Genomic DNA, 26,975 nt, shown 5'->3' with positions numbered 1-26,975 from the left:
GGAGGCGCCGGGGGGGGCCGGCGCACGGCCGCTGGTGGTCAGTAGGGGGCGGTGCGGTGGCGCAGTACGCGGAGTGCGGCGGCGGCGAGCAGGGCCGCGGCGGCGAGCACCAGCACGCTGGAGGCGATCTGGTAGCCCCAGTAGTCGCCGGGCTTCAGGGCGTTCATGAGGAAGCTGTCCTGCGGGAGGGCGTCGTAGAACTGGAGGCCGAGCACGCCGCCCAGGTGGAACCCGTCGACCTTGGAGAACAGGGGGAAGTCCACCAGCAGCACCGCCCGGGAGCGGACCAGCGCCCCGGCGACCAGCCAGGTGAGGACGGGCGCCGCGACGAGCGCCGGCAGGGTGCGGCGCAGGAGCGTGCCGGCCAGCGCGCCGGCCGCGACTCCGAGGAGGACGTGGGCGACGGTCACCGGGCCGATCGTGTAGTAGGCGTTCTGCCGCTCGGCGCCGTAGGTGAGCAGGCCGAGGCGGAAGCCGTGCACGGCGCTGATCCGGTACAGCACGACCGGGGGGATGGTCACCGCCGCGAGGATCGCCGCGACGACCGCCCAACGGACGGTGAACCACCGCCGGGGCGTGACCGACTGGGTCAGCGCGAGGACGACCCGCCGGCTCTCCCACTCCCGCGCGGTCAGCACGGCGGTGACGATCGCGGCGAGCAGGGCGGGCTGGAAGGCGAGGGACGCGCCGTCGTTCACGAGCTGCCCGGTCACCTGGTGGGCGTCGTGCGCGTAACGCCCGAAGTGGTACTCCTGGCCGCCGACACGGTCGCGCAGGGCTATGGCGTCGGCCCAACTGCCGTAGTGGTGGAGGACCGTGGCGCAGACCCGGACGGCCGCCAGGGCGAGGACGAGCGCGACCCACCGGTACTGCCGCAGCGCGATGAGCACGAGCGGCAGGCGGCGTCCGGGCGCGCGGGTGGGCCGGGTCGGGGCGGTGGTGGTGGCGCTCATGCGGCGTGTTCCTTGCTGAGGGCGGCCGGGGTGGCGGCGTGGCCGGGGGCGGCGGGGGTGAGGTGGGCGAGGACCAGCTCCTCCAGCGAGGGGGTCCGCGCGTCCCACCCGGTGGGCAGCGGGCCGGCGGAGCGGATGAGGGCGCTGGTGCCACGTCCGGCCGGGCGGGCCTCGACGACGGTGTGACCGCCGAGGCGGTCGGGGCCGCCGGGCACGGTCACCACCGCGTGGGAGAAGGTCAGTTCGTCGATGTCGCCGCTGAGCCGGACCGCGCCCCGGTCGAGCAGGAGCAGGTGGTCGCAGACGTCGGCCAGCTCGGAGATGATGTGCGAGGACATCACCACGGTGGTGCCGGTGTCGGCGACGTGCGCCATGAGCAGCCCCATCACCTCCTGTCGCGCCAGCACGTCGAGGTCGGCCATCGGCTCGTCCAGCAGCAGCAGGTCGGCGCGCTTGCCGAGGGCGAGGGCCAGGGCCAGCCGGGTGCGCTGGCCGCCGGAAAGGGTCCCGACCCGGTCGTCCCCCAGGGGCTCCGCGATCCGCCCGGCCAACTCCGCGTCCCAGTTGGCCTCGTTGGTCGCCGCGCCCAGGCGCAGCGTCTCGCCGACCGTGAACCGGGGGAACAGGGGGCGGTGTTGGGCCAGGTACGCGACCCGCGGGTGCCCGGCCGCCGGCGGTCCGCCCAGGACGTCCAGCGTTCCCGACGTGGGCCGCCGCATACCGGCCGCCAGCTCCAACAGGGTCGATTTCCCTGCGCCGTTGGGTCCCACCAGGGCGGATATGCCGCCTGCGGGCACGTCGAAGGTGCAGTCGTCGAGGACGTCGCGCCCCTTGCGCCCGAATCTCCGGGTGACCCCGCGGGCGGCGAGCGCTGCGTCAGGGCTGCTGGTGGGGAAGGGCATCGGATTCCTTCGGAGGGTAGAGGTCGTCCAGCACGTCGGCGAACAGGGCGGCGAGGTCGTCGCGTTCGGCGCCCTCGGCGGCGGCCCGGGCGGCCACGTCCGCGAGCGCCGCCCGCCAGGGCGAGTCGGCCGAGGACGCGCCGAGGGTGCCGGTGACGAAGGTCCCGTGCCTGCGCCGGGTCTCGACCAGCCCCTGGGACTCCAGCTCGCGGTAGGCCTTGAGCACGGTGTTGGGGTTGAGGGCGGTCGCCTCCACCACCGCCCGGGCGGTGGGCAGCCGGTCTCCCGGCTTCAGCAGACCCAGTCGGAGCGCCTGCTGGACCTGCTGGATGATCTGGACGTAGTTCGGCACGCCGCTGCGCCGGTCGATCCTGAAGGCGAACCCCATGGCGTCACCTCCCGTATGACCAATGAACTAGTTCAATGATGCATTGAAGGGTCCGGGCACGTCAAGGCGACCGGACGGCGGACGGACCCACGCACGGAGGGACGTGCGGCCCGGTGACCCGTCACCGCCGCACGAGGGGCGCCCGGGCACCACGGGCGGCACCCGCCCCGGGACCTACGATGTCCGGCATGACTGCTCAGCGCCGGCTCGTGCTCGCCTCCGCCTCCCCCGCCCGTCTCGGCCTGCTGCGGCAGGCGGGCTTCGCCCCCGAGAAGATCGTCAGCGGGGTGGACGAGGACGCCCTCTCGGCCCCGACCCCCGGCGAACTGGCACTCGTGCTGGCGCGGGCGAAGGCCGACGCGGTGGCGGCGCTCCCCGAGACGGCCGGGGCCCTGGTCGTCGGGTGCGACTCGGTGCTGGACCTGGACGGGGAGGCGCTGGGCAAGCCCGCCGACGCCGAGGAGGCCACGGCCCGCTGGCGGGCGATGCGGGGGCGCGCGGGGGTGCTGCGGACCGGCCACAGCGTGATCGACAGGGCGAGCGGCCGTACGGCGTCCGCGACCGCGTCCACCGTCGTCCGCTTCGGCGAGCCCACCGACGCCGAGATCGCCGCCTACGTGGCCACGGGCGAACCGCTGTACGTCGCGGGGGCGTTCACCCTGGACGGGCTCTCGGGCCCGTTCATCGACTCCATCGAGGGCGACCACTCCAACGTGATCGGGCTCTCGTTGCCGCTGCTGCGCCGACTTCTCGGCGAACTGGACGTCTCCATCACGGAGTTGTGGGCCTGATCACAGGCGGGGCCGGGGGCTCCGCGACAGGGGCGCGACCCTCGGGGCCGCCGGAGCCGTCCACGCCGTCACCCTCGGCTCCACGGGCCCGGCGCCCGGGGTCGTAGCCGATCAGCGTGCCGACGAGCAGCGCCAGCGCGACCATCAGGCAGCCGAAGGCGAACCAGCCGACCAGGCCCACCGCCAGGGCCCCGAGCACCCCGTGCGCAACGGCGGTGAGGATCAGCGCGAGCCGGCCCACCCGGCCCGGGGAGCGGTCGCGCACCGCGGCGGTCAGTGCGACGAGGGCGACGATCACCAGCAGCGCCGCCGAGACGCCGCCCATCACCCGGGCGCCGGTACTCATGACCCCGGACTCCAGCCCGGCCAGGGACATGTTCTGGTTCTCCGCCACGGTGGCGAGGACGGTGTTGACGATCGCCACCCCCGCGGCCTCGGCGAGGAGCACGAGCGCGGTCACGACGGCCACCGGTCTGCGCACCACGGCGCCACCCCCTGTTACCCATAGTTACGTCCGACACCGCGGACCCTACTAACGGGTAATCATCTGGACAAGAGCGTGCGCACGGTCGGGGTCCTTCGGCCGCATGGCGAGGGATTTCTTCATCCATTCGTGGGGACCCGACAAAGAAAAGCCACCGGTCGTTGCACCTACGGACAGAGACCTGAACCACACCTGGTGGCTACTGTGCGGTTAAGGATCGCGGCGTACCGTGGTCCGACAAGGGATTTTGCGACTTCGGAGGCCTCGAAATCACACTCCGTGTGGGCAAGCTCACCACTGGGGACGAGTCGTACGGCCGTGTTGGTAGTCCCTAAACTCAGCTTGTTCCTAGGAGGGAGTCATCGTGCGCAAGGTGCTCATCGCCAACCGTGGCGAAATCGCTGTCCGCGTCGCTCGGGCCTGCCGGGACGCCGGGATCGCCAGCGTCGCCGTCTACGCCGATCCGGACCGGGACGCTCTGCACGTCCGCGCGGCCGACGAGGCGTTCGCGCTGGGCGGTGACACCCCGGCGTCCAGCTACCTGGACATCGCCAAGGTGCTGCGCGCCGCCGCCGACTCGGGCGCGGACGCGATCCACCCGGGGTACGGATTCCTGTCCGAGAACGCGGAGTTCGCGCAGGCGGTGCTGGACGCCGGGCTGACCTGGATCGGCCCGCCGCCGCACGCGATCCGCGACCTCGGCGACAAGGTCGCCGCCCGGCACATCGCCCAGCGCGCCGGTGCCCCGCTCGTCGCCGGCACCCCGGACCCGGTCTCGGGCGCCGACGAGGTCGTGGCGTTCGCGCGGGAGCACGGCCTGCCCATCGCCATCAAGGCCGCCTTCGGCGGTGGCGGACGCGGCCTGAAGGTCGCCCGCACCCTCGAAGAGGTCCCGGAGCTCTACGACTCCGCCGTCCGTGAGGCCGTCGCGGCGTTCGGGCGGGGCGAGTGCTTCGTCGAGCGCTACCTCGACAAGCCGCGCCACGTCGAGACCCAGTGCCTGGCCGACCAGCACGGCAACGTCGTCGTCGTCTCCACCCGCGACTGCTCGCTCCAGCGCCGCCACCAGAAGCTGGTCGAGGAGGCCCCGGCCCCCTTCCTCACCGAGGAGCAGAACGCCCAGCTGTACGCCGCGTCGAAGGCGATCCTGAAGGAGGCCGGCTACGTCGGCGCCGGCACGGTCGAGTTCCTCGTCGGCACGGACGGCACGATCTCCTTCCTGGAGGTCAACACCCGGCTCCAGGTGGAGCACCCGGTCACCGAAGAGGTCACCGGCCTCGACCTGGTCCGCGAGATGTTCCGGATCGCCGACGGCGAGGAGCTGGGGTACGGCGACCCGGCCGTACGCGGTCACTCGTTCGAGTTCCGTATCAACGGCGAGGACCCGGGCCGGGGCTTCCTGCCCGCCCCGGGCACCGTCACCACCTTCGACGCGCCGACCGGCCCCGGTGTCCGGCTCGACGCGGGTGTCGAGTCCGGCAGCGTCATCGGCCCCGCCTGGGACTCGCTCCTGGCGAAGCTGATCGTCACCGGTGCCACCCGTGAGCAGGCGCTCCAGCGCGCCGCCCGCGCGCTCGGCGAGTTCACCGTCGAGGGCATGGCCACCGCCATCCCGTTCCACCGCGCGGTCGTGGTGGACCCGGCGTTCACCTCGGACCCGTTCCGCATCCACACGCGCTGGATCGAGACCGAGTTCGTCAACGAGATCAAGCCCTTCACCACGCCCGCCGAGGCGGACGAGGACGAGGGCAACCGGGAGATCGTCGTCGTCGAGGTCGGCGGCCGGCGCCTGGAGGTCTCGCTCCCCTCGTCGCTGGGCATGAGCCTGGCACGCACCGGCCTGGCGGCCGGCGCGAAGCCGAAGCGGCGCGCGGCGAAGAAGGCCGGCTCCGCGGCCTCGGGCGACACCCTCGCCTCCCCCATGCAGGGCACCATCGTCAAGGTGGCCGTGGAGGAGGGCCAGGAGGTCAAGGAGGGCGACCTCGTCGTCGTCCTGGAGGCCATGAAGATGGAGCAGCCGCTCAACGCGCACCGCTCCGGCACGATCAAGGGCCTCAGCGCCCAGGTCGGCAGCTCGCTGTCGTCCGGCGCCGCGATCTGCGAGATCAAGGACTGACCTGCGGGACTGCCCTCGGGCTCTCCCCTCGGGGCCCCGCCCGGTCCGTACGCCCACCCCGTACGGACCGGGCGGGGCCCCGGTGCGTTCCGGCCCCGTGCGCGGGGGCGAAGGGCCCAGGACCCGGTCCGGGGGCGGGCCCGGGCGGGGGCGGTGGCATCCTGGAGCCGAGGAGACCCGGGAGGACGACCCACCATGGCCAGCGTGACGCCGCCGAGCGCGGCACCGATTCCGGACCCCGACGGGGCAGGTCCGGGTTCGCCCGTGCCCGTCCCCGCGCCCGGACGGCCGATGCGCGCCGACGCCCGCCGCAACCACGACCGGCTGGTCGGCGAGGCCCGTACTCTCTTCGCCGAACAGGGCACCGACGCCTCGCTGGAGGACCTCGCCCGGCGCGCGGGCGTCGGGATCGGCACGCTGTACCGGCACTTCCCCACCCGGCCCGCGCTGATGAACGCGGTCTTCCAGGACGCGCTGAAGGACCTGCTCGACCGCTCGTACGCCCTGGCACGGGCCGAGCAGCCCTGCCACGCCCTGGTGGAGTGGCTCGGCTGCATCGTCCGGCACGCGGGCGAATACCGGGGACTGGCCCGGGCGCTGCTCACCGCCTCGCGGGACGACACCTCGGCCCTGGCCCCCTGTCACATACCGCTGCGGGAGGCGGGGGCCCGGCTGCTGGCACGGGCGCAGGAGAGCGGGGCCGTGCGGGCGGACGCGTCGATCGACGATCTGATGCAGCTGACCAACGCCATCGCACTGGCCGCCGAGCAGAACCCCGAGGACCCGGAGCTGGCCGACCGGTTGCTCCTGCTGACACTCCAGGGGCTCAAGAGCAGGCCGGAGGGGGCGCCGGGGGCCTGAGGCCCGGTACCGCCCCGAGATCCCCGTCGGGCCCTGCGGGCGGCGGTCCCGAACCGGCGGCGGACGGGCGCGTCCGGATCGGCTACGTCTACGTGACGGTCCGGTTCGAGTCCTTCGGGTGTCCGGCCCGCCGCCGCGCGGCACGCACGCACGCACGCACGCACGCACGCACGCCGGAGCGTCGGCGGAACGGCCCGGTGTCCCGCCCCTCAGCGCCGCCGCAGGTCCGCGACGCGGGCGCGCTCCGGGGGTCCGGGGTCTGCGAGCACCGCGGCGCCGCGCAGCTGCTGTCCCAGGCCGCCGTTCTGGGTGCGGCGCTGGCCCGGCAGCGGCATGTCGCGCCGGGGTCTGCCGTTCGGCGGGGCGCTCTCCAGGCCGGTGGGGCCGGAGTCGGCGTCGCCGCCCGCCAGGGTGATCTCCACGCCCTGGTCGGCCAGGGCCTGGATCTCGGCGGCGGCCCGCTCGTCGTGCAGCGGTGGTTCGTCGGTGACCAGCCGGGTGACCAGTTCCGTGGGAACCGTCTGGAACATGGTGTCGGCGCCCAGCTTGGTGTGGTCGGCGAGTACGACGACCTCGGCGGCGGCCTGCACCAGGGCCCGGTCGACGCTGGCCGAGAGCATGTTGGACGTGGAGAGTCCGCGCTCGGCCGTCAGCCCGCTCCCGGAGAGGAAGGCCCGGGAGACCCGCAGCCCCTGGAGGGACTGCTCGGCCCCGCTGCCCACCAGGGCGTAGTTGCTCCCGCGCAGGGTGCCGCCGGTCATCACGACCTCCACGCGGTTGGCATGGGCCAAGGCCTGGGCGACCAGCAGGGAGTTGGTGACGACGGTGAGGCCGGGCACCCGCGCGAGCCGGCGGGCCAGCTCCTGCGTGGTCGTACCGGCGCCGACGACGATGGCCTCGCCCTCACCGACCAGTGCGGCCGCCGCGTCGGCGATGGCCGTCTTCTCCGCGGACGAGAGATGGGATTTCTGCGGAAAGCCGGACTCCCGCGTAAAACCGCCCGGCAAGACCGCACCGCCGTGCCGGCGGTCGAGGAGTCCTTCTGCCTCCAGTGCCCGCACGTCCCGCCGTACGGTCACTTCGGAGGTCTGGACGACGCGGGCGAGCTCACGGAGCGATACCGCCCCGTTGGCGCGCACCATTTCGAGGATCAATTGACGACGTTCTGCAGCGAACACAGAACTGACAGTAACCTGACCCGCGCGCGTTTTCAGCGCATTGGGCCGAATTGCAGAAGTTGGCAACGAAGTGGGTCATCAAGTGATATACGCGAGCCCGATGTTGTCAGACTTGCCCGCGGAGTCGCCGTCCGTCGCCCCCGGATTGACTGGAACGTGCACACAACTGGTCGGGGAGCGGTCAGATGCGATCCGTCCGTTGCCCAACAGCCCCCGTCACGACGGCAGTTGCCGGCGCGCGGGGGCGGTCGCGCGGGGTGACTAGACCTCGCCGTCGAGCTTCCGGGTGTGCAGCTGGCGCGCGACCTCGGCGATCGAACCCGACAGGGACGGGTACACGGTGAACGCGTTCGCGATCTGTTCCACCGTCAAGTTGTTGTCGACCGCGACCGAAATCGGATGAATCAGCTCACTGGCGCGCGGCGCGACGACGCAGCCGCCGACCACGATGCCGGTGCCGGGGCGGCAGAAGATCTTGACGAAGCCGTCGCGGATGCCGAGCATCTTGGCGCGCGGGTTGCGCAGCAACGGGAGCTTGACGACCCGGGCCTCGATCCTGCCCGCGTCCACGTCGGCCTGGGTGTAGCCGACGGTGGCGATCTCCGGGTCGGTGAAGACGTTGGAGGACACGGCCTTGAGGTTCAGCGGGGCCACCGCGTCGCCGAGGAAGTGGTACATCGCGATCCGGCCCTGCATCGCGGCGACCGAGGCCAGCGCGAAGACGCCCGTGACGTCACCGGCGGCGTAGACGCCGGGGGCGCTGGTCCGGGAGACCTTGTCGGTCTTGATGTGGCCGGACTCCCTGAGGTGGACGCCCGCTTCCTCCAGGCCCATGCCCTCGGTGTTCGGGATCGCGCCGACCGCCATCAGGCAGTGCGTGCCGGAGATGACCCGGCCGTCCGCCAGGGTGACCTCGACCCGGTCGCCGACCCGCTTGGCGGCCTGGGCGCGGGAGCGGGCCATGACGTTCATGCCGCGGCGGCGGAACACGTCCTCCAGCACGGCGGCGGCGTCCGGGTCCTCGCCCGGCAGCACCCGGTCGCGGGAGGAGACGAGGGTGACCCGGGAGCCGAGCGCCTGGTAGGCACCGGCGAACTCGGCGCCGGTGACGCCGGAGCCGACCACGATGAGCTCCTCGGGGAGCTCGTCGAGGTCGTAGACCTGGGTCCAGTTGAGGATGCGCTCGCCGTCGGGCTGCGCGTCCGGGATCTCGCGGGGGTGGCCGCCGGTGGCGATCAGCACCGCGTCGGCGGTGAGCCGCTCCTCGCTGCCGTCGGCGGCGGTCACCACGACCTGGCGGGAGCCGTCGGCGGCCTGCAGGCCCTCCAGGCGTCCGCGGCCGCGCATCACCCGGGCGCCGGCCCGGGTGACGGAGGCGGTGATGTCGTGGGACTGGGCCAGCGCGAGGCGCTTGACACGGCGGTTCACCTTGCCGAGGTCGACGCCGACCACCCGGGCGGCCTGCTCCAGGGCCGGGGTGTCGTCGGCGACGATGATGCCCAGCTCCTCGTAGGAGGAGTCGAAGGTCGTCATGACCTCGGCGGTGGCGATCAGGGTCTTGGAGGGGACGCAGTCGGTGAGTACGGACGCGCCGCCGAGGCCGTCGCAGTCGACGACGGTGACGTCCGCCCCGAGCTGGGTGCCGACCAGTGCCGCCTCGTAGCCGCCGGGGCCGCCGCCGATGATCACGATCCTGGTCACGAAATGTCCGCCTCGCGTGGTGTCATCCCGCGGCCGTCTGCCGTCCCGGCCGGGGTCCGGGGGATCGCCCCGGGGGAATGCAGTACGTACTCCATTGTCCCGCACGCGCCAAAGTGCTTCGCCCCGGGTCCCTCCATCCGGGCGGCGGAGCCGTCCTCGCAGCTCGGGCGGGGTGGCCGGAACGCATCCGTGCGGCCGTGCGCCGTTCGCTCTCCCGGGCTGTTCCCGCGAGGAGTCCGGCGCGTCGCTCCGCATCTCCCGTACCCTCGGACTCATGTCGCTCTACGCCGCGTACGCCGGCAACCTCGACGCGCGGCTGATGACGCGCCGCGCACCGCATTCCCCGCTGCGCGGTACGGGCTGGCTCAACGGCTGGCGGCTGACCTTCGGCGGGGAGCAGATGGGCTGGGAAGGGGCGCTGGCGACGGTCGTCGAAGCGCCGCGCTCCCAGGTGTTCGTCGCGCTGTACGACGTCGCGCCGATGGACGAGGACTCGCTGGACCGCTGGGAGGGTGTCGGCCTCGACATCTACCGGCGGATGCGGGTGCGCGTGCACACCCTGGACGGCGAGGAGCCGGCCTGGATGTACGTGCTCAACGGCTACGAGGGGGGTCTGCCCTCCGCCCGCTACCTCGGCGAGGTGGCCGACGCGGCGGAGTCGGCCGGAGCCCCGCACGACTACGTGATGGAGCTGCGCAAGCGCCCCTGCTGACGCGTTCCGGAGCCGGCGACCGCCGGACGCCGGCACGTCGGGGACACGCCCTCGCCGCACCCGCCCGAGGAGCCTCGCCCACCCCCACGGGCCCCTTCCGTTCACCGGTCTGCCGCCTCTCGTCGTACGAAAATACGAAAGGATCGGACAGATGGTGTGCCGGTCCATCTACGCGCGTAGGGATTCAGCGGTTACCCTCGTCCGGTGAACGCATCTGTTATTCCGGACAACATCCAGGACGACCCGCACGCGGTGGCCGCCGAGGCCGCCGCCAGGCTGCGGGAGCTGACCGGCGCCGAGACCCACGACGTGGTCCTCGTGATGGGGTCCGGCTGGGGGCCCGCGGGCGATGCGCTCGGTATCCCGGACGCCGAGTTCCCGGTGACGCACCTGCCCGGATTCCCGCCCCCGGCGGTCGAGGGGCACGGCGGCACGGTCCGCTCCTACCGCATCGGCGGGAAGCGCGTGCTGGTCTTCCTCGGCCGCACCCACTTCTACGAGGGACGCGGCGTCGCCGCCGTCGCCCACGGCGTCCGTACGGCGGTGGCGGCGGGCTGCCGGACCGTCGTGCTGACGAACGGCTGCGGCGGTCTGCGCGAGGGCATGCGCCCCGGCCAGCCGGTGCTGATCGGCGACCACATCAACCTCACGGCCACCTCCCCGATCATCGGCGCCAACTTCGTCGACCTGACCGACCTGTACTCCCCCCGGCTGCGGGCGCTCTGCCAGGAGATCGACCCCTCGCTGGAAGAGGGCGTGTACGTGCAGTTCCCCGGCCCGCACTACGAGACCCCGGCCGAGATCGGCATGGTCCGTGCGATGGGCGGCGACCTGGTCGGCATGTCCACCGTGCTGGAGGCCATCGCCGCGCGCGAGGCGGGCGCGGAGGTGCTCGGCATCTCGCTGGTGACCAACCTCGCCGCGGGCCTGTCCGGCGAACCGCTCAACCACGAAGAGGTCCTGCAGGCCGGCCGTGACTCGGCCGCGCGCATGGGCGACCTGCTGGCCCGCGTGCTCGAACGCATCTGACCGGCCGGAAAACGCGTCCGGCCGGCCCGGTGGCGCTCCGCCCCGCACGACGGGACGGGCCGCCCCCGGGCCGCGCCATCCGCTCCCCCGGCACTCCCCGCACCACCGGCACCCCCGCATTCCCCGAAAGGTGGACCCCGTGCACCACGACGACCTCCTCGAACGGGCCAGGGCCTGGCAGGCCGAGGACCCGGACCCCGAGACGCGGGAGGAGCTGGGGCGGCTGATCGCCACGGACGGTCCCGAGGCCCGCGCCGACCTCGCCGCGCGCTTCGCCGGCACCCTCCAGTTCGGCACCGCCGGTCTGCGCGGGGAGCTGGGCGCCGGTCCGATGCGGATGAACCGGGCCGTGGTGATCCGGGCCGCGGCGGGTCTCGCCGCGTACCTCAAGGCCCAGGAATCGCCCGGGCAGGACGCCGGGCTCGTCGTGATCGGATACGACGCGCGCTACCGCTCGGCCGACTTCGCCCGGGACACCGCCGCCGTGATGACCGGCGCCGGGCTCCGCGCCGCCGTCCTGCCGCGCCCGCTCCCCACCCCGGTACTGGCGTTCGCCATACGGCACCTGGGTGCCGTCGCGGGCGTCGAGGTCACCGCGAGCCACAATCCGCCGCGCGACAACGGCTACAAGGTCTACCTCGGCGACGGCTCGCAGATCGTGCCCCCGGCCGACGCGGAGATCGCCGCCGCCATCGCGGCGGTCGGCCCGCTCGCCGGGGTGGACCGGCCCGAGGACGGCTGGGAGGTCCTCGGCGACGAGGTCCTGGACGCCTACCTGGCCCGTACCGACGCCGTGCTCTCCGCCGGCTCCCCGCGCACCGCCCGGACCGTCCACACGGCGCTGCACGGCGTCGGCACCTCGGTGCTGACCGCCGCGTTCGAGCGGGCCGGGTTCCCCGCGCCGGTACTCGTCGCCGAGCAGGCCGAACCCGACCCGGCGTTCCCGACCGTCGCGTTCCCCAACCCGGAGGAGCCGGGCGCGATGGACCTCGCCTTCGCGACCGCGCGCCGGACGGACCCCGATCTGATCATCGCCAACGACCCGGACGCGGACCGCTGCGCCGTCGCCGTCCCGGACCCGGCGGCCGGGGGCGGCTGGCGGATGCTGCGCGGCGACGAGGTCGGCGCGCTGCTCGCCGCGCACCTGGTGGACCGGGGCGCCGAGGGTGTCCTCGCCGCCTCGATCGTCTCCTCCTCACTGCTGGGCCGGATCGCCGAACGGGCCGGACTCGGGTACGAGGAGACGCTCACCGGCTTCAAGTGGATCGCCCGCGTGGACGGACTGCGGTACGGCTACGAAGAGGCGCTCGGCTACTGCGTCGACCCGGACGGCGTACGGGACAAGGACGGCATCACCGCCGCGCTGCTCGTCACCGAGCTGGCCTCGGTGCTCAAGGAGCGCGGCCGGACGCTGCTCGACCTGCTGGACGACCTGGCCCTCGCGCACGGGCTGCACGCGACCGACCAGCTGTCGGTCCGGGTGGAGGACCTGTCGGTCATCGCCGACGCCATGCACCGGCTCCGCGAGCAGCCGCCGACCGCGCTGGCGGGGCTGGCCGTCACCTCGGCCGAGGACCTTTCGAAGGGGTCGGCCGAGCTCCCGCCCACGGACGGGCTGCGCTACCGCCTGGACGGCGCCCGGGTGATCGTCCGCCCGAGCGGGACCGAGCCGAAGCTCAAGTGCTACCTGGAGGTCGTCGTGCCGGTCGCCTCGGCGGACGGGCTGCCGGCCGCGCGGGCCCGGGCGGCCGAACTGCTCGCCGGGATCAGGCGGGACCTCTCCGCCGCGGCCGGCATCTGACCCGCCGCCCCCGGGCGCACGTACGAGCGGAGCGGGCCGGTACCTCCACGGGGAGGCACCGGCCCGCTCTCGTACGCGTCCCGCGCGACACGCGGGCGTCACGTCGTGGCGAAGAGCACCACCAGGGCGAGACCGCCCGCGACGGCGGGGCCGATGATCTCCCACGCCCAGCGCACCGAGGCAGTCACCTCCTGGGCGCCGGCGGCACCCCGGGTGGCGGCGTCCTCCTCGGCGAGCGTGCGCAGTTCCCCGACCGCCCGGTCGGCCACCGCGGGGCGCACCTGCTTCGCCGCCGCGCCTTCGCGCCGGGCGGCGGACGACTGGCGCACCGCCCGCTTGCGGTCGCGCAGCGAGACGGGCAGCGCCCATACCTGGTACTTCTTCCCGTCCGTGGTGAACAGCTCGGTGGAGTACGCGGCGCGGACGTCCGCCATCCGCGACCACGGCAGCACGATGGTGCGGAACGGGTTGCGGATCAGGACGTGGCGGGCTCCGGCGAGTACGGCGGGGCGCAGCGTGAAGGCGACGACCAGCGGCGCGACCAGCACCGCGCCCGCGAGCGCCAGCCAGGGCGCGCGCCCCTCCCCGTTGACGAGCGCGTCGCCGAGCAGCCAGGCGAGCAGCAGGAGCAGCAGGACGCCTGTCACCGTCGCGGGGGTGGACCGGTAGGTCCGGTCGGCGTAGGTGGGCTCGCCAGGGGGCGTGGAGCTCGTCATGGCCCGATTGTGCCTGACGCCCGGGCGCGGGTGCGGAGTGGCTCCGGTGCGGGGCGGCGCGGATACGCGGTAGCTCAGGTGCGGGAGTGGCCCGGAGAGCGCGCGTACCGGGCGTGCGGGGCGCCCGCGCGGAGGCGTGTGGTGGTCCTTACCCCCCTGTACAGGCTGCTACGCGCGTAGATATGCTCCTCTGGTGACCATGCCCACCACTGCACCCGCATTCTCCGGCGCGACCGCGTCCGACGGTGCGCTGCGCCGCTTCCTGCACGGGCTGCCCGGCGTCGACGCCGTCGGCCTGGAAGCGCGCGCCGCCTCGCTCGGCACCCGGTCGATCAAGACGACGGCCAAGGCGTACGCCATCGATCTCGCCATCTCGATGATCGACCTGACGACGCTGGAAGGCGCGGACACCCCGGGCAAGGTCCGGGCGCTGTGCGCCAAGGCCCTGCATCCCGACCCGACCGACCGGACGACCCCGCGCACCGCCGCGGTCTGCGTCTATCCCGACATGGCGGCGACCGCCGTCGCCGCGCTGGCCGGCTCCGACGTGAAGGTGGCGTCCGTGGCGACGGCCTTCCCGGCCGGCCGTGCGGCGCTCGACGTCAAGCTCGCGGACGTCCGCGACGCGGTGGCGGCCGGGGCCGACGAGATCGACATGGTGATCGACCGGGGCGCGTTCCTGGCGGGCCACTACCTCAAGGTGTACGAGGAGATCACGGCCGTGAAGGCCGAGTGCGGCACCGCCCGCCTCAAGGTCATCTTCGAGACCGGCGAGCTCTCCACGTACGACAACATCCGCCGGGCCTCCTGGCTGGGGATGCTGGCCGGGGCCGACTTCATCAAGACGTCGACCGGCAAGGTCGCGACCAACGCCACCCCCGCGAACACCCTGCTGATGCTGGAGGCCGTCCGCGACTTCCGGCTCCAGACCGGCGTGCAGGTCGGGGTGAAGCCCGCGGGCGGCATCCGTACGACCAAGGACGCGGTCAAGTTCCTGGTCCTGGTCAACGAGACCGCGGGCGAGGACTGGCTGGACAACCACTGGTTCCGGTTCGGCGCCTCCGGCCTGCTGAACGACCTGCTGATGCAGCGCCAGAAGCTCAGCACCGGCCGTTACTCCGGCCCCGATTACGTGACGGTGGACTGATCCCCATGGCATCTGCATTCGAGTACGCGCCCGCCCCCGAGTCGCGGTCGGTCGTCGACATCGCGCCTTCGTACGGCCTGTTCATCGACGGCGAGTTCACCGAGGCCGCCGACGGCAAGGTCTTCAAGACCGTCTCGCCGAGCAGCGAGGAGGTCCTCTCCGAGGTCGCCCGCGCGGGCGAGGCGGACGTGGACCGCGCGGTCCGGGCGGCCAGGAAGGCGTTCGAGAAGTGGTCGGCGCTGCCGGGCTCCGAGCGCGCCAAGTACCTCTTCCGGATCGCCCGGATCGTCCAGGAGCGCAGCCGTGAGCTGGCGGTCCTGGAGACGCTGGACAACGGCAAGCCGATCCGCGAGACCCGCGACACGGACCTCCCGCTGGTCGCGGCGCACTTCTTCTACTACGCGGGCTGGGCCGACAAGCTCGACCACGCCGGTTTCGGCGCGAACCCGCGCCCGCTGGGCGTGGCCGGCCAGGTCATCCCGTGGAACTTCCCGCTGCTGATGCTGGCGTGGAAGATCGCACCGGCGCTCGCCGCGGGCAACACGGTGGTCCTCAAGCCCGCCGAGACGACCCCGCTCTCCGCCCTGTTCTTCGCGGACGTCTGCCGCCGGGCGGGGCTGCCGAAGGGCGTCGTCAACATCCTCACCGGGTACGGCGACGCGGGCGCGGCCCTCGTCGCGCACCCGGACGTGAACAAGGTCGCCTTCACCGGCTCGACCGCCGTGGGCAAGGCCATCGCCCGGCAGGTCGCGGGTACGGACAAGAAGGTCACCCTGGAGCTGGGCGGCAAGGGCGCCAACATCGTCTTCGACGACGCCCCGGTCGACCAGGCGGTCGAGGGGATCGTCACCGGCATCTTCTTCAACCAGGGCCAGGTCTGCTGCGCGGGCTCCCGCCTGCTGGTGCAGGAGTCGGTCCACGACGAGGTGCTGGACGCGCTGAAGCGGCGGCTGTCCACGCTGCGTCTCGGCGACCCGCTGGACAAGAACACCGACATCGGCGCGATCAACTCCGCCGAGCAGCTCGCCCGGATCACCGCGCTGACGGAGACGGGCGAGGCGGAGGGCGCCGAACGCTGGACCGCGCCGTGCGAACTGCCCTCCTCCGGCTACTGGTTCGCCCCGACGCTCTTCACCGGGGTCACCCAGGCCCACACGGTCGCCCGGGACGAGATCTTCGGCCCGGTGCTCTCCGTGCTGACCTTCCGCACTCCGGACGAGGCCGTCGCGAAGGCCAACAACACGCAGTACGGCCTGTCGGCGGGCATCTGGACGGAGAAGGGCTCCCGCATCCTCGCGGTGGCCAACAGGCTCCGGGCGGGCGTCGTCTGGGCCAACACGTTCAACAAGTTCGACCCCACCTCGCCGTTCGGCGGGTACAAGGAGTCGGGCTACGGCCGCGAGGGCGGCCGCCACGGCCTGGAGGCGTACCTCGATGTCTGAGCACGGATCGACCAACGGCTCCGCGTCGCGGCGTCTGAGCGTCTTCAAGACCTACAAGCTGTACGTCGGGGGCAAGTTCCCCCGTTCCGAGAGCGGCCGGGTGTACGAGGTGACCGACTCCAAGGGCACGTGGCTGGCGAACGCCCCGCAGTCGTCCCGCAAGGACGCGCGGGACGCGGTCGTCGCCGCCCGCAAGGCATTCGGCGGCTGGTCCGGTGCGACCGCCTACAACCGGGGCCAGATCCTGTACCGCGTCGCCGAGATGCTGGAGGGCCGCCGGGACCAGTTCGTCCGCGAAGTCGCGGACGCGGAGGGGCTGTCGAAGTCCAGGGCCGCCGCCGTGGTGGACGCCGCGGTGGACCGCTGGGTCTGGTACGCGGGGTGGACGGACAAGATCGGCCAGGTCGTGGGCGGGGCGAACCCGGTCGCCGGGCCCTTCTTCAACCTGTCGACGCCCGAGCCGACCGGTGTGGTCGCGGTGCTGGCGCCGCAGCGCTCGTCGTTCCTGGGGCTGGTCTCGGTGATCGCCCCGGTGATCGCCACGGGGAACACCGCCGTGGTGGTCGCCTCCGCCGACGCGCCGCTGCCCGCGCTCTCGCTGGGCGAGGTGCTGGCCACCTCGGACCTGCCGGGCGGCGTGGTGAACGTGCTCTCCGGCGCCACCGCCGAGCTGGCGGCCCCGCTCGCGGCGCACCAGGACGTCAACGCCATCGACCTCACGGGCGCCGGTGCGGATCTGGCGAAGGAGCTGGAGATCGCGGCGGCCGACAACCTGAAGCGCGTACTGCGTCCACAGCCTGTGGACGGCGACGCGGCCGAAGCCGACTGGACCGCCGACCCGGGTACGTACCGGCTGACGGCGTTCCTGGAGACCAAGACCGTCTGGCACCCCACGGGCGCGCTGGGCGTCTCCGGGTCGTCCTACTGACGGTCGCGCGCCGCTGACGGCACGGTCGTACGCGGCCGGCGGGGCCGGTCCTCACCCATGGCGGGGAGGACCGGCCCCGCCGGCGTGTCAGCGGATCAACGCGCCCCGGTGACCAGCCCGGTGACCTGGCCCACCACGGGCAGGTCACGGAGCGCCCCGCCCTGGGTGAGGTGGTCGGTGACCAGGGCGGTGGAGACCGGCTTGAAGTCGGCGACCTGCGTGCCGACGGCGTTGTCCAATGGGTCGGTCCCGGTCTTGGCCAGCGGATCGAGCTGGAGCGCGGTGACGGGGGCGAGGCTGTTCGACAGCGCGCCGGTCACCGCGGGCAGGGCGGCGTCCGTCACCGCCGACACGGCGGCCTGCGCGCTGTCGCTCGCCTCGGTCACGGCCTCGGGCGTGGCCGCCTGCGCGGACGCGGCGCCCGCGCCGAGGGCGGCGCCCAGCGCGGTGACGGTCAGCCCGGCGCGCAGCAGGACGTGCCGCGAGGGCTTGGTTCGTGCATGACGTGCCATTTTTCCCACCTGATCGACTTCGTATCGGTAGTCGTGCGTGCGCGCAGAGTAGTGGAGATGTGATGCTCGATACCAACAGGACCTCCGAGGGGTCCCCTGCTCGGGTCATGCCTCACACTTTTGTTCTGTGAGTTCCCAACCGATCCCGACGCGCGTCGTCCTGCTGACAGGACCCTCCGGCTCCGGGAAGTCCTCCCTCGCCGCCCGCACCGGTCTTCCGATGCTGCGGCTGGACGACTTCTACAAGGAGGGCAACGACCCGACCCTGCCCCAGGTCACCGGCAGCCCGGACATCGACTGGGACTCCCCGGAGTCCTGGGACGCCGAGGGCGCCGTGGCCGCCATCGCGGAGCTCTGCCGCTCGGGCCGCACCCACATACCGGTCTACGACCTCGCGACCAGCTCCCGTACGGGCACCGAGGTGCTGCACATCGACCGCTCGCCGCTCTTCGTCGCCGAGGGGATCTTCGCGGCGGACATCGTCGCGCGCTGCCAGGAACTGGGGCTGCTCGCCGACGCGATCTGCCTGCGCGGGCGCCCGTCGACCACGTTCCGCCGACGGCTGCTGCGGGATCTGCGCGAGGGCCGCAAGTCGGTGCCGTTCCTGCTGCGGCGGGGCTGGCGGCTGATGCGCTCGGAGCGCCGGATCGTAGCCCGCCAGACGGCGCTCGGCGCCCACCCGTGCGGCAAGGAGGAGGCGCTCGGCCGCCTCGCCGCCGCAGCCGCGGGCCGCTGCCGCCGCACCCCGGCGGGGAGCGGCGCGGCGTAGGACGGCGGGCGGGTGGCGGGAACGACGAACGGGGCCGTACCGGGCCCCCCAGCCCGTACGACCCCGCCGTTCCCCCCGTCGCTCGCCGTTTCCCCCCGGAGCGGCGAGCTCCGTCGTTCCCCCGTTTCCCCCGCGGGCCCCGTTTCCCCCGTGGGCCCCCGTTGTTTCCCCCGTAGCCTCAGGCCACCAGCTCGCCGAAGGACTCCTTCTCGTCACGTCCGAAGCTGAGGACCTCGTCCTCGCGCAGCCGGCGGAGCGACCGCCAGATGCTGGACTTCACCGTGCCGACACTGATGTCGAGGATGGCCGCGATCTCCGGGTCGGTGCGCCCCTCGTAGTAGCGCAGGACCAGCATGGTGCGCTGGAGTTCGGGCAGCCGGGCGAGCGCCTGCCAGAGCACCGCGCGCAGCTCCGTGCCGCGCATGGCGTCCGAGTCGCCGACCGTCTCGGGCAGCTCCTCGGTCGGGTACTCGTTGAGCTTGCGGCGACGCCAGGCACTGATGTGCAGGTTGGTCATCGTGCGGCGCAGGTAGCCGCCGACGGCCGCCTTGTCGCTGATCCTGTCCCACGCCCGGTAGGTCGAGAAGAGGGCGCTCTGCAGCAGGTCCTCGGCCTCGAACCGGTCGCCGGTCAGGTGGTAGGCGGTCGCGTACAGGGAGGCGCGGCGCTCCTGGACGTAGGCCGTGAACGCCGCTTCGGCATCCTCGACCGGCGCCTGGGGCGTCCGCTCCCCCGTGATGCCCTCCCCGTACGCGCTTCCCCCGTGTCCCCCGTACGTGCCCGGTCCGTCCCCCGTGGCGTCGGTGACCGGCGCCTGGGCCGGGTGCTGACGCCCGGTGCCGCGAACGCACCCCCGTCCGTTCACCGCACCGGACTTCTCCGGACCCCGGCCGACATCGTGGAGACGCGTGACAACTGCGCTTGAGCCGGTGCGTTGCAGTTGCAGTGCGTTCATCGTGCGCCTCCCCGTCGTGGAGTCCGTTCGAACCGTGTGCCATTGAGTCTGGCCGGGCAGTTTCTCGGCACTGTCCGCCGACTGTCACAGAGCTGTCACAGGCCTCGTGCGGTCGTAACCGTCACAACTGGGGCCGCTCACGCACAGGAAGTCGCCCCCGGCGGTCGAACTGGGGCACCACCATGGGACAGAATGGCCTGCGTGCCTTTCCTGTTGCTGATCGAGGACGACGACGCCATCCGCACGGCCCTCGAACTCTCGCTGTCACGCCAGGGCCACCGAGTGGCCACCGCGGCGACGGGAGAGGACGGCCTGAACCTCCTCCGGGAGCAGCGGCCCGACCTGGTGGTGCTGGACGTGATGCTGCCGGGGATCGACGGTTTCGAGGTCTGCCGCCGCATCCGCCGCACCGACCAGTTGCCGATCATCCTGCTGACGGCCCGCAGCGACGACATCGACGTCGTGGTGGGCCTGGAGTCGGGTGCCGACGACTACGTGGTGAAGCCCGTGCAGGGCCGGGTGCTGGACGCGCGCATCCGGGCCGTACTCCGGCGCGGGGAGCGGGAGTCGACGGATTCGGCGACCTTCGGGAACGTGGTCATCGACCGTTCCGCCATGACGGTCACCAAGGACGGGGCGGATCTCCAGCTGACCCCGACCGAGCTGCGGCTGCTCCTGGAGCTGAGCCGCAGGCCAGGACAGGCCCTGTCCCGGCAGCAGTTGCTGCGGCTGGTGTGGGAGCACGACTACCTGGGCGACTCACGGCTCGTGGACGCGTGCGTGCAGCGGCTGCGGGCGAAGGTGGAGGACGTGCCGTCCTCGCCGACGCTGATCCGTACGGTGCGCGGTGTGGGCTACCGGCTGGACTCGCCTCAGTGAGTGGACGTGCCGGGCGCGGGGTCCGTGCGGGACTCCGCTGGAGCAGCCTGCGGCTGCGGCTGGTCGTGGTGTTCGGCCTGGTGGCCCTGACGGCAGCGGTGTCCGCGTCGGGGATCGCTTACTGGCTCAACCGCGAGGCGGTGCTGACGCGTACGCAGGACGCGGCACTCGGGGACTTCCGCCGGCAGATGCAGAACCGGGCGGCGTCGCTGCCGTTGCAGCCGGCCAAGGACGATCTCCAGTCCGCCGCCGTGCAGATGGCGGACAGCGGGCCCGGGTACGCGGTGCTGCTGGAGGACGAGCGGGACGGCGGGAAGCCGATCGTCGGCTACTCCGACCTGGATTACTTCACCAAAGTGGACGTGCCGGATTCGCTGGAGCGCCAGGTCTCCGCCCAGCAGCGGCTGACCTCGGGCAACACGTACGAATACCACCTGTTCTGGCAGCGTACGAGCATCGACGGCACCCCGTACCTGGTGGCCGGGACGCGGATCATCGGCGGCGGCCCGACCGGTTACATGCTGAAGTCGCTCGACCAGGAGCGTCAGGACCTCAACTCCCTCGCCTGGTCGCTGGGGATCGCCACCACGCTGGCGCTGATCGGCGCGGCGCTGCTCGCGCAGGCGGCTGCGACGACCGTGCTGCGGCCGGTGCAGCGGCTCGGTGAGGCGGCGCGCAAACTGGGCGAGGGGAAGCTCGACACCCGGCTCGTCGTGTCCGGTACGGACGAACTCGCCGAGCTCTCCCGGACGTTCAACCGGGCGGCCGGTTCGCTGGAGAAGAAGGTCGCGGACATGAGCGCGCGGGAGGAGTCCAGCCGACGCTTCGTCGCCGACATGTCGCACGAGCTGCGCACCCCGCTCACCGCGATCACCGCGGTGGCCGAGGTGCTGGAGGACGAGGCCGACAGCCTCGACCCGATGATCGCGCCGGCCGTCCACCTGGTGGTGAGCGAGACCCGGCGGCTGAACGACCTGGTGGAGAACCTCATGGAGGTCACCCGCTTCGACGCGGGCACGGCCCGGCTGGTCCTGGACACGGTGGACGTGGCCGACCAGGTCACCGCCTGCATCGACGCGCGGGCCTGGCTGGACGCGGTGGAACTCGACGCGGAGCGCGGCATAATGGTGCGGCTCGACCCTCGGCGCCTCGACGTGATCCTGGCGAATCTGATCGGCAACGCGCTGAAGCACGGCGGTTCGCCCGTGCGGGTAGGCGTACGCACCGAGGGCGAGGAACTGGTCATCGAGGTACGCGATCACGGGCCGGGGATTCCCGAGGACGTGCTGCCGCACGTCTTCGACCGGTTCTACAAGGCGAGCGCCTCCCGCCCGCGCTCCGAGGGCAGTGGCCTCGGGCTGTCGATCGCCATGGAGAACGCGCTGATCCACGGCGGCACCATCTCGGCGGCCAACTCCCCGGACGGTGACGGCGCGGTGTTCGTCCTGCGGCTTCCCCACGCCGAGGACGAGAGTGCCACGCACGACGCGAACGACGCCGGTGACGGCGCGGACGGCGAGGAGTCATGAGGCGGTTGAGCCCTGCGGACGGGCGGCGGAACCGGGTGGGCGTGCGGCGCCCGCTCACCGGAGTGGTCCTCGCCGTGGCCGCCGCCGCGCTGGCCGCCGGGTGCGGCATCCGGTCCACCTCGGTGCCGGTCGACGCGGGGGCGGCGCCCTCCCGGGTGCCGTGCCGCACCAGCGGTACGGACTCCGGAGGGCGGGACGCCGATGATCGGGTGCGGGTGTACCTGGTCTGCGCCTCGGAGCTGGTGACGGCCGACCGGGCGATCGCCGGCACCGACCGGGGCAGCGGCCGCCTGGGCCTGGCACGGGCGCTGCTGGCCCAGATCCGGCAGTCGCCGCTCGCCTCGGAGCGGCGGGCCGGTTTCACCACCGCCGTCCCCTCGGACCTGAGCGTCGGGGAGGGCGCCCCGGACGATCCGGCGGGCGCCCTGCGGCTGAGCGCCCAGCCGGAGGACCTCTCCTCCGAGGCGCTGGCCCAGGTGGTCTGCACGTTCGCCGAGGAGAACACGCTCGCCACCGGCGGCGCGGTGCTGCTGGGCGGTCCGAGCGACGACTACGCCCCCCGCGGTTACCTCTGCACGTCGGAGACGAGGACCCGGCCGCAGAACGTACCGACCGTGAGCACGCCGTCGCCGTCGCCGCCCCGCTGAGCACTTCTCCCCGCTGGGCACTCCGGCCCGCCGAGCACTTCTCGCCGCCGGGCACTTCTCGCCGCTGGGCGCTCCGGTGGGGTACGCCGCTGGGGATGCTGGTGCGGCAGGTGGCGGCGTGGCAGGTGGGGCGCGCCGGGGGCGCGCGTCCCGTGGTCTGCGCCACTTCCAGCTGTTTGCCCGGAACCGTTCCCTCAGGACCGGGCGTCTAGGGGGGCGTGCGTCAAGGTCCCGGCGGTAAGGCCGTCACCCTGTTCCGCGTGGTGGGGTTCACGCTTCTCCTCGCGCATCTCGTGCTCGTCGGGTGGCTGACCCTGCGTCCCCTGGACGTCCCCTGGATGAGCGCCGCGAACTTCACCCCGCTGGACGGCATCAAGGCAGACCTCGCACTCGGCCCGGGAGCCGCGGTACGGCGCATCGGCGCGGGGCTGCTGCTGCTCGCGCCGCTCGGGTTTCTGCTGCCGATGGCCGACGCGCGCCTCGCCGTCTCCCCGTGGGCGTCGCTGGTCCGTACGACCGCCGCCGGGGCGCTGATATCCCTCGCCATCGAGCTCGGGCAGACCGGGGTGCCCGGACAGGTGGTCGACATCGACTCGCTGCTGCTGAACACCGTGGGCGTGCTGCTGGCGCACCTGCTGGTGGTGCCGTTGGTGCGGGCCCGGCTGCGTCGTCGGCGGCGCCGGGTCCCCGCGCCGGAGGGCGGGGAGGTGGCCGCTGGGACCCTTCAGGGCGCGACCCCGACGATTACCAGGGTCGGGGTCGCACCGTAGAGGGAGGCCCCGTCCCCGCCGGTGGAGCGACCATGGATACATCGGGAGCGCCACAGCGGCTGCTCCCCCGACGGTTCACCGAGGAGCCATCATGGCCGGATTGGTTCGCCCCGTTGACGGACGCATGATCGGTGGAGTGTGCGCGGCGCTCGCACAGCGCTTCGGCACCTCCGCGACGACCATGCGCGTCATCTTCCTGGTCTCGTGTCTGCTGCCCGGCCCGCAGTTCCTGGTCTACCTGGCGCTGTGGATCCTGCTGCCCGGGGAGAAGTCCTCGTCGGGCACCACGTCCGCGACGGCCTGGTGACGCGGGTACGACGGGGGACAGCGTCTGCGCCGGTCAACAGCACGGAACACGCGGTGGGGCACCCGGCCTGACAGGCCGGGTGCCCCACGGGCGTACGAGCGTCCCTCGGGGGGCGCCGGAGGGTCAGCCGCCGATGGGGAGGCCGTTCGCGGTCAGGCCCTTGGTCGGCAGCCCGCCGAGCAGCTGGGTGACGGGCTTGGCGGCGTCGGTGGCCTTGCCGCCGAGGAGGCTGCCGGTGGTCTCCTTGACCGGGAGGGTCTGGGCCGTGTGACCGAGGTTCGCCAGCGCGTCGGTGGAGATGGGCAGGGAGCTGCCCGCGTCGAGCGGGAGTGCCGTGGCGGCGGACGCGCTGCCGGCGGCGGCAGCGGCGAAGGCGGCGCCGAGAGCGGCGGCACCGATGATGCGGGCGGAGGAGAGCTTCATGACATTCATCCTTGGGGAAAGGGGATGCGAGCGGCTCTGCAAACTAGCCACCCCGCTCCCCGCTCCGCAAATGGCGCGACACACGGAAAAGGGCCGGGACATGTGTTCCCCGGCCCTTTTCCAAAGGCGCTCGCTCAGCTCTGTTCGACCGAGGAGACGCTGGTCGCGGCGGTCTGGTTGAACAGCCATGCGGACTTCAGTTCGGCGTATCCGGGCTTGATCACGTCGTTGATCATCGCGAGACGTTCGTCGAAAGGAATGAATGCTGATTTCATCGCATTGACGGTGAACCACTGCATGTCGTCGAGCGTGTATCCGAAAGTCTCGGTCAGCCGCTCGAATTCCTGACTCATGCTGGTCCCGCTCATCAGGCGGTTGTCGGTATTCACCGTGGCGCGGAAGTGCAACGTGCGCAGCAGCCCGATCGGATGCTCCGCGTAGGAGGAGGCGGCGCCCGTCTGGAGGTTCGAGGTGGGGCAGAGCTCCAGCGGGATGCGCTTGTCGCGGACGTAGCCGGCGAGGCGGCCGAGCTGGACCGTGCCGTCCTCGGCGACCTCGATGTCGTCGATGATCCGGACCCCGTGGCCGAGCCGGTCGGCGCCGCACCACTGGAGGGCCTGCCAGATCGACGGGAGGCCGAACGCCTCGCCCGCGTGGATGGTGAAGTGGTTGTTCTCCCGCTTGAGGTACTCGAAGGCGTCCAGGTGGCGGGTGGGAGGGAAGCCGGCCTCGGCGCCCGCGATGTCGAAGCCCACGACCCCGGAGTCCCGGTGGCGGTTGGCGAGTTCGGCGATCTCCAGCGAGCGGGCGGCGTGCCGCATCGCGGTGAGCAGGGCGCCGACCCGGATGCGCCGGCCGTCCTCGCGGGCCAGCCGTTCCCCTTCGCGGAAGCCGTCGTTGACCGCCGCCACGACCTCTTCGAGGGTGAGCCCGCCGGTCAGGTGCTGCTCGGGGGCGTACCGCACCTCGGCGTAGACGACGCCGTCCTCGGCGAGGTCCTGGGCGCACTCGGAGGCGACCCGGAAGAGCGCGTCGCGGGTCTGCATGACGGCGCAGGTGTGGGCGAAGGTCTCCAGGTAGCGCTCCAGCGAACCGGAGTCGGCCGCCTCGCGGAACCAGGTGCCCAGCTTGTCGGGGTCGGTCTCCGGCAGGCCCTCGTAACCCTGCGCCAGGGCGAGTTCGACGATGGTGCCGGGGCGCAGGCCGCCGTCGAGATGGTCGTGGAGAAGCACCTTCGGGGCGCGGCGGATCTGGTCGGCGTCAGGGACGTCACGGAGCTGGCTCGTCATCTGGGCACTCTAGCGCCTACGCGCGTAGATGACCGAGTGAAGATACGTAACAGTGATGGTGAGGACAGGTGGTGTACACCCGCGCTTCTGACAATGTTCCGTTATGGCCATGCGCGCGCTTCCCCTGCCCACCGCACGGCTCGGACGCTCCGTCCGGGCCGTGGGACCGTCCTCGGAGGTCGGTGGTGTCGTCCTGCTGCTTCCGGACGGAGCCGCCGAGTCCCGTCGCAAGCCGTCCCCGTTCACCTACGCCGGCCAGCTTCCGTTCGCGCGGGCGCTGGCGCGGGCCGGCCGGGACGACGGACTGACGGTGCACGTCCTGCACTACCGCCACCGCGGCTGGAACGCCCAGGACGCCGACCCGGCGGCGGACGCCGGGTGGGCGGCGGACGAGGTGGTACGCCGCTACGGCGACGTGCCGGTCTGCCTCGTCGGCCACGGCATGGGCGGCCGGGCGGCTCTGCGGGCGGCCGGGCACCCGGCGGTCTCCGCCGTCCTGGCGATGGCCCCCTGGCTGCCGGGGCAGGCCGGCCCCCCGGCACACACCGCGCCGGAGACGGCGGCCGAGCCGGTGAAGCAGCTCGCCGGGCGCCGGGTACTGATCGTGCACGGCACCAACGACACCCGCACCGACCCCGAACTCTCCTTCCGGCTGGCCTCCCGGGCCAAGAAGGCCAACCGGGACATCTGCCGCTTCGAGGTCCACTCGGACGGGCACGCGCTCCGCCAGCACCGGGCCGAAGTGATGGCGCTGGCCGCCGACTTCGTCCAGGGTTCGCTCTTCGACCGCTCCTACGCCCGGCCGGTCGAGGACGCGCTGGCCGCGCCGCCGCCGCTGGGGCTGCGGATGCCGCTGGCCGCCGGTTTCGGGCGGTCGCTGCGGCACTGAAGCGGGTCGCGGGACGCCGCTGCCGGTCAGGACTTCTGGTGCACGGCGAGGCGGGTGAGGCTGCGGTCGTGCGGGCGGCTGAGGAGGAGCAGGGCGCAGACGGCGCCGATCAGCGCGCAGAACATGTCCCACTGGGTGTCCCACACGTCGCCCTGGGTGGCGAGGAACGAGTCGGCGGCCTGCCCTCCGACCACGGCGGCCAGCCATTCGAGCATCTCGAAGACGGCGCTGAAGGCGAGGCAGGCGCACACGGTCAGCGGCGGGAGCCAGCGGCTGCCGCGCAGGGGCGAGGTGCGGACGAGGAGCTCCCGGACCAGGATCGCGGGCACGAATCCCTGCATGAGGTGGCCGAGGCGGTCGTACGGGTTGCGTTCCAGGCCGAACCAGTCGCGCACCCAGTCACCGGCGGGAACCTCGGCGTAGGTGTAGTGCCCGCCCACCATGAGGACGAGGGCGTGGACGGCCAGCAGGCCGCAGAGCAGGCCGCTCAGCGGGAACCGCCGGCGCAGCAGGAACAGGGCCGGCAGCCCCAGCATCACCCACACCGTTTCCAGCACCCAGGTGCCGGTTTCCTTGGCCCCCCAGGCGGACACCGCGAGAGCCACGGCGACGGCGGGCGCGAGAACGGCGGGCAGCAGGCGGCCGGTGCGACCGGAGGGCGACAGGGCGTTCGGCGAAAGGTCCTCGGACGGGTGGATGGCGGACATCGGGGGCTCCTCCGGTCTGAGGGCTGTCCCGCGGCCCCTGGCGGGTCCGGATGACGGGACAGCCCTGGGCTGTGCCGCCATCCTCCGGCGCCGCGCGGAGTCCGCACCTGAGTGCGGCTACTCAACGCCCCTGCTTTTCTACCTGGTTGG

The 26,975-nt window shown here is 72.7% G+C and carries 28 protein-coding genes; 16 read left to right on the top strand and 12 right to left on the bottom strand.

The window, feature by feature from the left end; translation table 11 throughout:
• Window positions 1-38: 38 nt before the first annotated feature.
• Genes ACFZAX_RS09905 through ACFZAX_RS09895 form a run of 3 tightly spaced genes read right to left on the bottom strand, consistent with a single transcriptional unit; the run spans window position 39 to window position 2,243 of the window.
• The gene (locus ACFZAX_RS09905; protein ID WP_390960464.1) at window positions 39-953 is read right to left on the bottom strand and encodes a hypothetical protein; all 915 of its coding nucleotides are present in this window, start codon (window positions 951-953) and stop codon (window positions 39-41) included.
• Window positions 950-1,855, bottom strand: coding sequence for an ATP-binding cassette domain-containing protein (locus ACFZAX_RS09900; protein WP_390960463.1), 906 nt, complete (start codon window positions 1,853-1,855; stop codon window positions 950-952). Before ACFZAX_RS09900 ends, ACFZAX_RS09905 begins: the two co-directional genes overlap by 4 nt.
• Window positions 1,830-2,243, bottom strand: coding sequence for a GntR family transcriptional regulator (locus tag ACFZAX_RS09895; RefSeq protein WP_390960462.1), 414 nt, complete (start codon window positions 2,241-2,243; stop codon window positions 1,830-1,832). The genes ACFZAX_RS09900 and ACFZAX_RS09895 overlap by 26 nt, the downstream gene beginning before the upstream one ends.
• Before the next feature lie 179 nt (window positions 2,244-2,422).
• Here ACFZAX_RS09895 and ACFZAX_RS09890 point away from each other — a divergent pair, with 179 nt between their 5' ends.
• A complete protein-coding gene (locus ACFZAX_RS09890; RefSeq protein WP_390960461.1) occupies window positions 2,423-3,034 on the top strand; it encodes a Maf family nucleotide pyrophosphatase in 612 nt (203 codons plus the stop codon).
• Here ACFZAX_RS09890 and ACFZAX_RS09885 read toward each other — a convergent pair.
• Window positions 3,015-3,515: a hypothetical protein gene (locus ACFZAX_RS09885; protein WP_390960524.1), complete on the bottom strand. Its 501-nt coding sequence runs from the start codon at window positions 3,513-3,515 to the stop codon at window positions 3,015-3,017. The genes ACFZAX_RS09890 and ACFZAX_RS09885 overlap by 20 nt on opposite strands.
• Before the next feature lie 367 nt (window positions 3,516-3,882).
• Here ACFZAX_RS09885 and ACFZAX_RS09880 point away from each other — a divergent pair, with 367 nt between their 5' ends.
• Together ACFZAX_RS09880 and ACFZAX_RS09875 are read left to right on the top strand one after the other, a co-directional pair.
• Complete coding sequence (locus tag ACFZAX_RS09880; protein WP_390960460.1) at window positions 3,883-5,634, top strand: biotin carboxylase N-terminal domain-containing protein; 1,752 nt, start codon at window positions 3,883-3,885, stop codon at window positions 5,632-5,634.
• Between the two features lie 291 nt (window positions 5,635-5,925).
• On the top strand, window positions 5,926-6,495 hold the full coding sequence (locus ACFZAX_RS09875; protein ID WP_390960523.1) for a TetR family transcriptional regulator: 570 nt from the start codon (window positions 5,926-5,928) through the stop codon (window positions 6,493-6,495).
• 209 nt (window positions 6,496-6,704) lie between these two features.
• Here ACFZAX_RS09875 and ACFZAX_RS09870 read toward each other — a convergent pair whose 3' ends face one another.
• Both ACFZAX_RS09870 and ACFZAX_RS09865 read right to left on the bottom strand, forming a co-directional pair.
• Window positions 6,705-7,673: a DeoR family transcriptional regulator gene (locus ACFZAX_RS09870; RefSeq protein WP_390960459.1), complete on the bottom strand. Its 969-nt coding sequence runs from the start codon at window positions 7,671-7,673 to the stop codon at window positions 6,705-6,707.
• A 261-nt stretch (window positions 7,674-7,934) separates the two neighbouring features.
• Window positions 7,935-9,374 carry an NAD(P)H-quinone dehydrogenase gene (locus ACFZAX_RS09865; RefSeq protein ID WP_390960458.1) on the bottom strand — a complete coding sequence of 480 codons (1,440 nt, stop codon included), beginning with the start codon at window positions 9,372-9,374 and terminating at the stop codon, window positions 7,935-7,937.
• Between the two features lie 274 nt (window positions 9,375-9,648).
• Between ACFZAX_RS09865 and ACFZAX_RS09860 the strand changes: the two genes are divergently transcribed.
• From ACFZAX_RS09860 to ACFZAX_RS09850, 3 genes are all read left to right on the top strand, one after another.
• The gene (locus tag ACFZAX_RS09860; protein ID WP_275492381.1) at window positions 9,649-10,086 is read left to right on the top strand and encodes a gamma-glutamylcyclotransferase; all 438 of its coding nucleotides are present in this window, start codon (window positions 9,649-9,651) and stop codon (window positions 10,084-10,086) included.
• A 204-nt stretch (window positions 10,087-10,290) separates the two neighbouring features.
• Complete coding sequence (locus ACFZAX_RS09855) at window positions 10,291-11,115, top strand: purine-nucleoside phosphorylase (RefSeq protein WP_390960457.1); 825 nt, start codon at window positions 10,291-10,293, stop codon at window positions 11,113-11,115.
• A gap of 139 nt (window positions 11,116-11,254) precedes the next feature.
• Window positions 11,255-12,916: a phospho-sugar mutase gene (locus ACFZAX_RS09850; RefSeq protein ID WP_390960456.1), complete on the top strand. Its 1,662-nt coding sequence runs from the start codon at window positions 11,255-11,257 to the stop codon at window positions 12,914-12,916.
• A gap of 98 nt (window positions 12,917-13,014) precedes the next feature.
• On the opposite strand, the gene ACFZAX_RS09845 is transcribed toward ACFZAX_RS09850, so the two are convergent.
• Window positions 13,015-13,632, bottom strand: coding sequence for a PH domain-containing protein (locus ACFZAX_RS09845; RefSeq protein WP_390960455.1), 618 nt, complete (start codon window positions 13,630-13,632; stop codon window positions 13,015-13,017).
• Between the two features lie 199 nt (window positions 13,633-13,831).
• On the opposite strand from ACFZAX_RS09845, the gene deoC reads away from it, so the two are divergent.
• Genes deoC through ACFZAX_RS09830 form a run of 3 tightly spaced genes read left to right on the top strand, consistent with a single transcriptional unit; the run spans window position 13,832 to window position 17,149 of the window.
• Window positions 13,832-14,779, top strand: a complete 948-nt coding sequence (gene deoC, locus ACFZAX_RS09840) for a deoxyribose-phosphate aldolase (protein WP_390960522.1) — start codon at window positions 13,832-13,834, stop codon at window positions 14,777-14,779.
• A 5-nt stretch (window positions 14,780-14,784) separates the two neighbouring features.
• Entirely contained in the window at window positions 14,785-16,221 is a 1,437-nt protein-coding gene (locus ACFZAX_RS09835; RefSeq protein WP_390960454.1) for an aldehyde dehydrogenase family protein, read from the top strand.
• Window positions 16,214-17,149, top strand: coding sequence for an aldehyde dehydrogenase family protein (locus ACFZAX_RS09830; RefSeq protein WP_390960452.1), 936 nt, complete (start codon window positions 16,214-16,216; stop codon window positions 17,147-17,149). The genes ACFZAX_RS09835 and ACFZAX_RS09830 overlap by 8 nt, the downstream gene beginning before the upstream one ends.
• A gap of 95 nt (window positions 17,150-17,244) precedes the next feature.
• Here ACFZAX_RS09830 and ACFZAX_RS09825 read toward each other — a convergent pair whose 3' ends face one another.
• Window positions 17,245-17,661, bottom strand: a complete 417-nt coding sequence (locus tag ACFZAX_RS09825; RefSeq protein WP_390960451.1) for a hypothetical protein — start codon at window positions 17,659-17,661, stop codon at window positions 17,245-17,247.
• 127 nt (window positions 17,662-17,788) lie between these two features.
• Between ACFZAX_RS09825 and ACFZAX_RS09820 the strand changes: the two genes are divergently transcribed.
• Window positions 17,789-18,430: a uridine kinase gene (locus ACFZAX_RS09820; protein WP_390960450.1), complete on the top strand. Its 642-nt coding sequence runs from the start codon at window positions 17,789-17,791 to the stop codon at window positions 18,428-18,430.
• Window positions 18,431-18,608: 178 nt separating this feature from the next.
• On the opposite strand, the gene ACFZAX_RS09815 is transcribed toward ACFZAX_RS09820, so the two are convergent.
• A complete protein-coding gene (locus tag ACFZAX_RS09815) occupies window positions 18,609-19,385 on the bottom strand; it encodes a SigE family RNA polymerase sigma factor (RefSeq protein WP_390960449.1) in 777 nt (258 codons plus the stop codon).
• Between the two features lie 201 nt (window positions 19,386-19,586).
• Between ACFZAX_RS09815 and afsQ1 the strand changes: the two genes are divergently transcribed.
• The 5 genes from afsQ1 to ACFZAX_RS09790 all read left to right on the top strand — a co-directional run bounded on the left by afsQ1 (window position 19,587) and on the right by ACFZAX_RS09790 (window position 23,517).
• The gene (afsQ1, locus tag ACFZAX_RS09810; protein WP_266708396.1) at window positions 19,587-20,264 is read left to right on the top strand and encodes a two-component system response regulator AfsQ1; all 678 of its coding nucleotides are present in this window, start codon (window positions 19,587-19,589) and stop codon (window positions 20,262-20,264) included.
• Entirely contained in the window at window positions 20,261-21,793 is a 1,533-nt protein-coding gene (locus tag ACFZAX_RS09805; RefSeq protein WP_390960448.1) for an ATP-binding protein, read from the top strand. Before afsQ1 ends, ACFZAX_RS09805 begins: the two co-directional genes overlap by 4 nt.
• Entirely contained in the window at window positions 21,790-22,440 is a 651-nt protein-coding gene (locus tag ACFZAX_RS09800) for a hypothetical protein (RefSeq protein WP_390960447.1), read from the top strand. The genes ACFZAX_RS09805 and ACFZAX_RS09800 overlap by 4 nt, the downstream gene beginning before the upstream one ends.
• A 218-nt stretch (window positions 22,441-22,658) precedes the next feature.
• Window positions 22,659-23,210 (top strand): VanZ family protein, encoded by a 552-nt coding sequence (locus ACFZAX_RS09795; protein ID WP_390960446.1) that lies wholly within the window; start codon window positions 22,659-22,661, stop codon window positions 23,208-23,210.
• Window positions 23,211-23,301: 91 nt separating this feature from the next.
• The gene (locus ACFZAX_RS09790) at window positions 23,302-23,517 is read left to right on the top strand and encodes a PspC domain-containing protein (RefSeq protein WP_390960445.1); all 216 of its coding nucleotides are present in this window, start codon (window positions 23,302-23,304) and stop codon (window positions 23,515-23,517) included.
• A 123-nt stretch (window positions 23,518-23,640) separates the two neighbouring features.
• On the opposite strand, the gene ACFZAX_RS09785 is transcribed toward ACFZAX_RS09790, so the two are convergent.
• Window positions 23,641-23,940, bottom strand: coding sequence for a hypothetical protein (locus tag ACFZAX_RS09785; RefSeq protein WP_390960444.1), 300 nt, complete (start codon window positions 23,938-23,940; stop codon window positions 23,641-23,643).
• A gap of 134 nt (window positions 23,941-24,074) precedes the next feature.
• Window positions 24,075-25,229, bottom strand: a complete 1,155-nt coding sequence (locus tag ACFZAX_RS09780; RefSeq protein WP_390960443.1) for an adenosine deaminase — start codon at window positions 25,227-25,229, stop codon at window positions 24,075-24,077.
• 103 nt (window positions 25,230-25,332) lie between these two features.
• On the opposite strand from ACFZAX_RS09780, the gene ACFZAX_RS09775 reads away from it, so the two are divergent.
• Window positions 25,333-26,118 carry an alpha/beta hydrolase gene (locus tag ACFZAX_RS09775; RefSeq protein WP_390960442.1) on the top strand — a complete coding sequence of 262 codons (786 nt, stop codon included), beginning with the start codon at window positions 25,333-25,335 and terminating at the stop codon, window positions 26,116-26,118.
• Between the two features lie 26 nt (window positions 26,119-26,144).
• Here ACFZAX_RS09775 and ACFZAX_RS09770 read toward each other — a convergent pair whose 3' ends face one another.
• Window positions 26,145-26,825 (bottom strand): DUF2238 domain-containing protein, encoded by a 681-nt coding sequence (locus tag ACFZAX_RS09770; RefSeq protein WP_390960441.1) that lies wholly within the window; start codon window positions 26,823-26,825, stop codon window positions 26,145-26,147.
• Window positions 26,826-26,975 lie beyond the last annotated feature (150 nt).

This window comes from Streptomyces sp. NPDC008125 (assembly GCF_042957125.1).
Classification (GTDB): Bacteria; Actinomycetota; Actinomycetes; order Streptomycetales; family Streptomycetaceae; genus Streptomyces.
This window is presented reverse-complemented; position numbering and strand designations above follow the sequence as displayed.

Bases quoted from the DNA above. Each gene is read 5' to 3' on its own strand.
- ACFZAX_RS09845 (WP_390960455.1), bottom strand. From the start codon at position 13,632: ATGACGAGCTCCACGCCCCCTGGCGAGCCCACCTACGCCGACCGGACC.
- deoC (WP_390960522.1), top strand. From the start codon at position 13,832: ATGCCCACCACTGCACCCGCATTCTCCGGCGCGACCGCGTCCGACGGT.
- ACFZAX_RS09875 (WP_390960523.1), top strand. From the start codon at position 5,926: ATGCGCGCCGACGCCCGCCGCAACCACGACCGGCTGGTCGGCGAGGCC.
- ACFZAX_RS09800 (WP_390960447.1), top strand. From the start codon at position 21,790: ATGAGGCGGTTGAGCCCTGCGGACGGGCGGCGGAACCGGGTGGGCGTG.
- ACFZAX_RS09775 (WP_390960442.1), top strand. From the start codon at position 25,333: ATGGCCATGCGCGCGCTTCCCCTGCCCACCGCACGGCTCGGACGCTCC.
- ACFZAX_RS09830 (WP_390960452.1), top strand. From the start codon at position 16,214: ATGTCTGAGCACGGATCGACCAACGGCTCCGCGTCGCGGCGTCTGAGC.
- ACFZAX_RS09860 (WP_275492381.1), top strand. From the start codon at position 9,649: ATGTCGCTCTACGCCGCGTACGCCGGCAACCTCGACGCGCGGCTGATG.
- ACFZAX_RS09900 (WP_390960463.1), bottom strand. From the start codon at position 1,855: ATGCCCTTCCCCACCAGCAGCCCTGACGCAGCGCTCGCCGCCCGCGGG.
- ACFZAX_RS09770 (WP_390960441.1), bottom strand. From the start codon at position 26,825: ATGTCCGCCATCCACCCGTCCGAGGACCTTTCGCCGAACGCCCTGTCG.
- ACFZAX_RS09780 (WP_390960443.1), bottom strand. From the start codon at position 25,229: ATGACGAGCCAGCTCCGTGACGTCCCTGACGCCGACCAGATCCGCCGC.
- ACFZAX_RS09815 (WP_390960449.1), bottom strand. From the start codon at position 19,385: ATGAACGCACTGCAACTGCAACGCACCGGCTCAAGCGCAGTTGTCACG.
- ACFZAX_RS09825 (WP_390960451.1), bottom strand. From the start codon at position 17,661: ATGGCACGTCATGCACGAACCAAGCCCTCGCGGCACGTCCTGCTGCGC.
- ACFZAX_RS09895 (WP_390960462.1), bottom strand. From the start codon at position 2,243: ATGGGGTTCGCCTTCAGGATCGACCGGCGCAGCGGCGTGCCGAACTAC.
- ACFZAX_RS09790 (WP_390960445.1), top strand. From the start codon at position 23,302: ATGGCCGGATTGGTTCGCCCCGTTGACGGACGCATGATCGGTGGAGTG.
- ACFZAX_RS09785 (WP_390960444.1), bottom strand. From the start codon at position 23,940: ATGAAGCTCTCCTCCGCCCGCATCATCGGTGCCGCCGCTCTCGGCGCC.
- ACFZAX_RS09905 (WP_390960464.1), bottom strand. From the start codon at position 953: ATGAGCGCCACCACCACCGCCCCGACCCGGCCCACCCGCGCGCCCGGA.
- ACFZAX_RS09835 (WP_390960454.1), top strand. From the start codon at position 14,785: ATGGCATCTGCATTCGAGTACGCGCCCGCCCCCGAGTCGCGGTCGGTC.
- ACFZAX_RS09890 (WP_390960461.1), top strand. From the start codon at position 2,423: ATGTCCGGCATGACTGCTCAGCGCCGGCTCGTGCTCGCCTCCGCCTCC.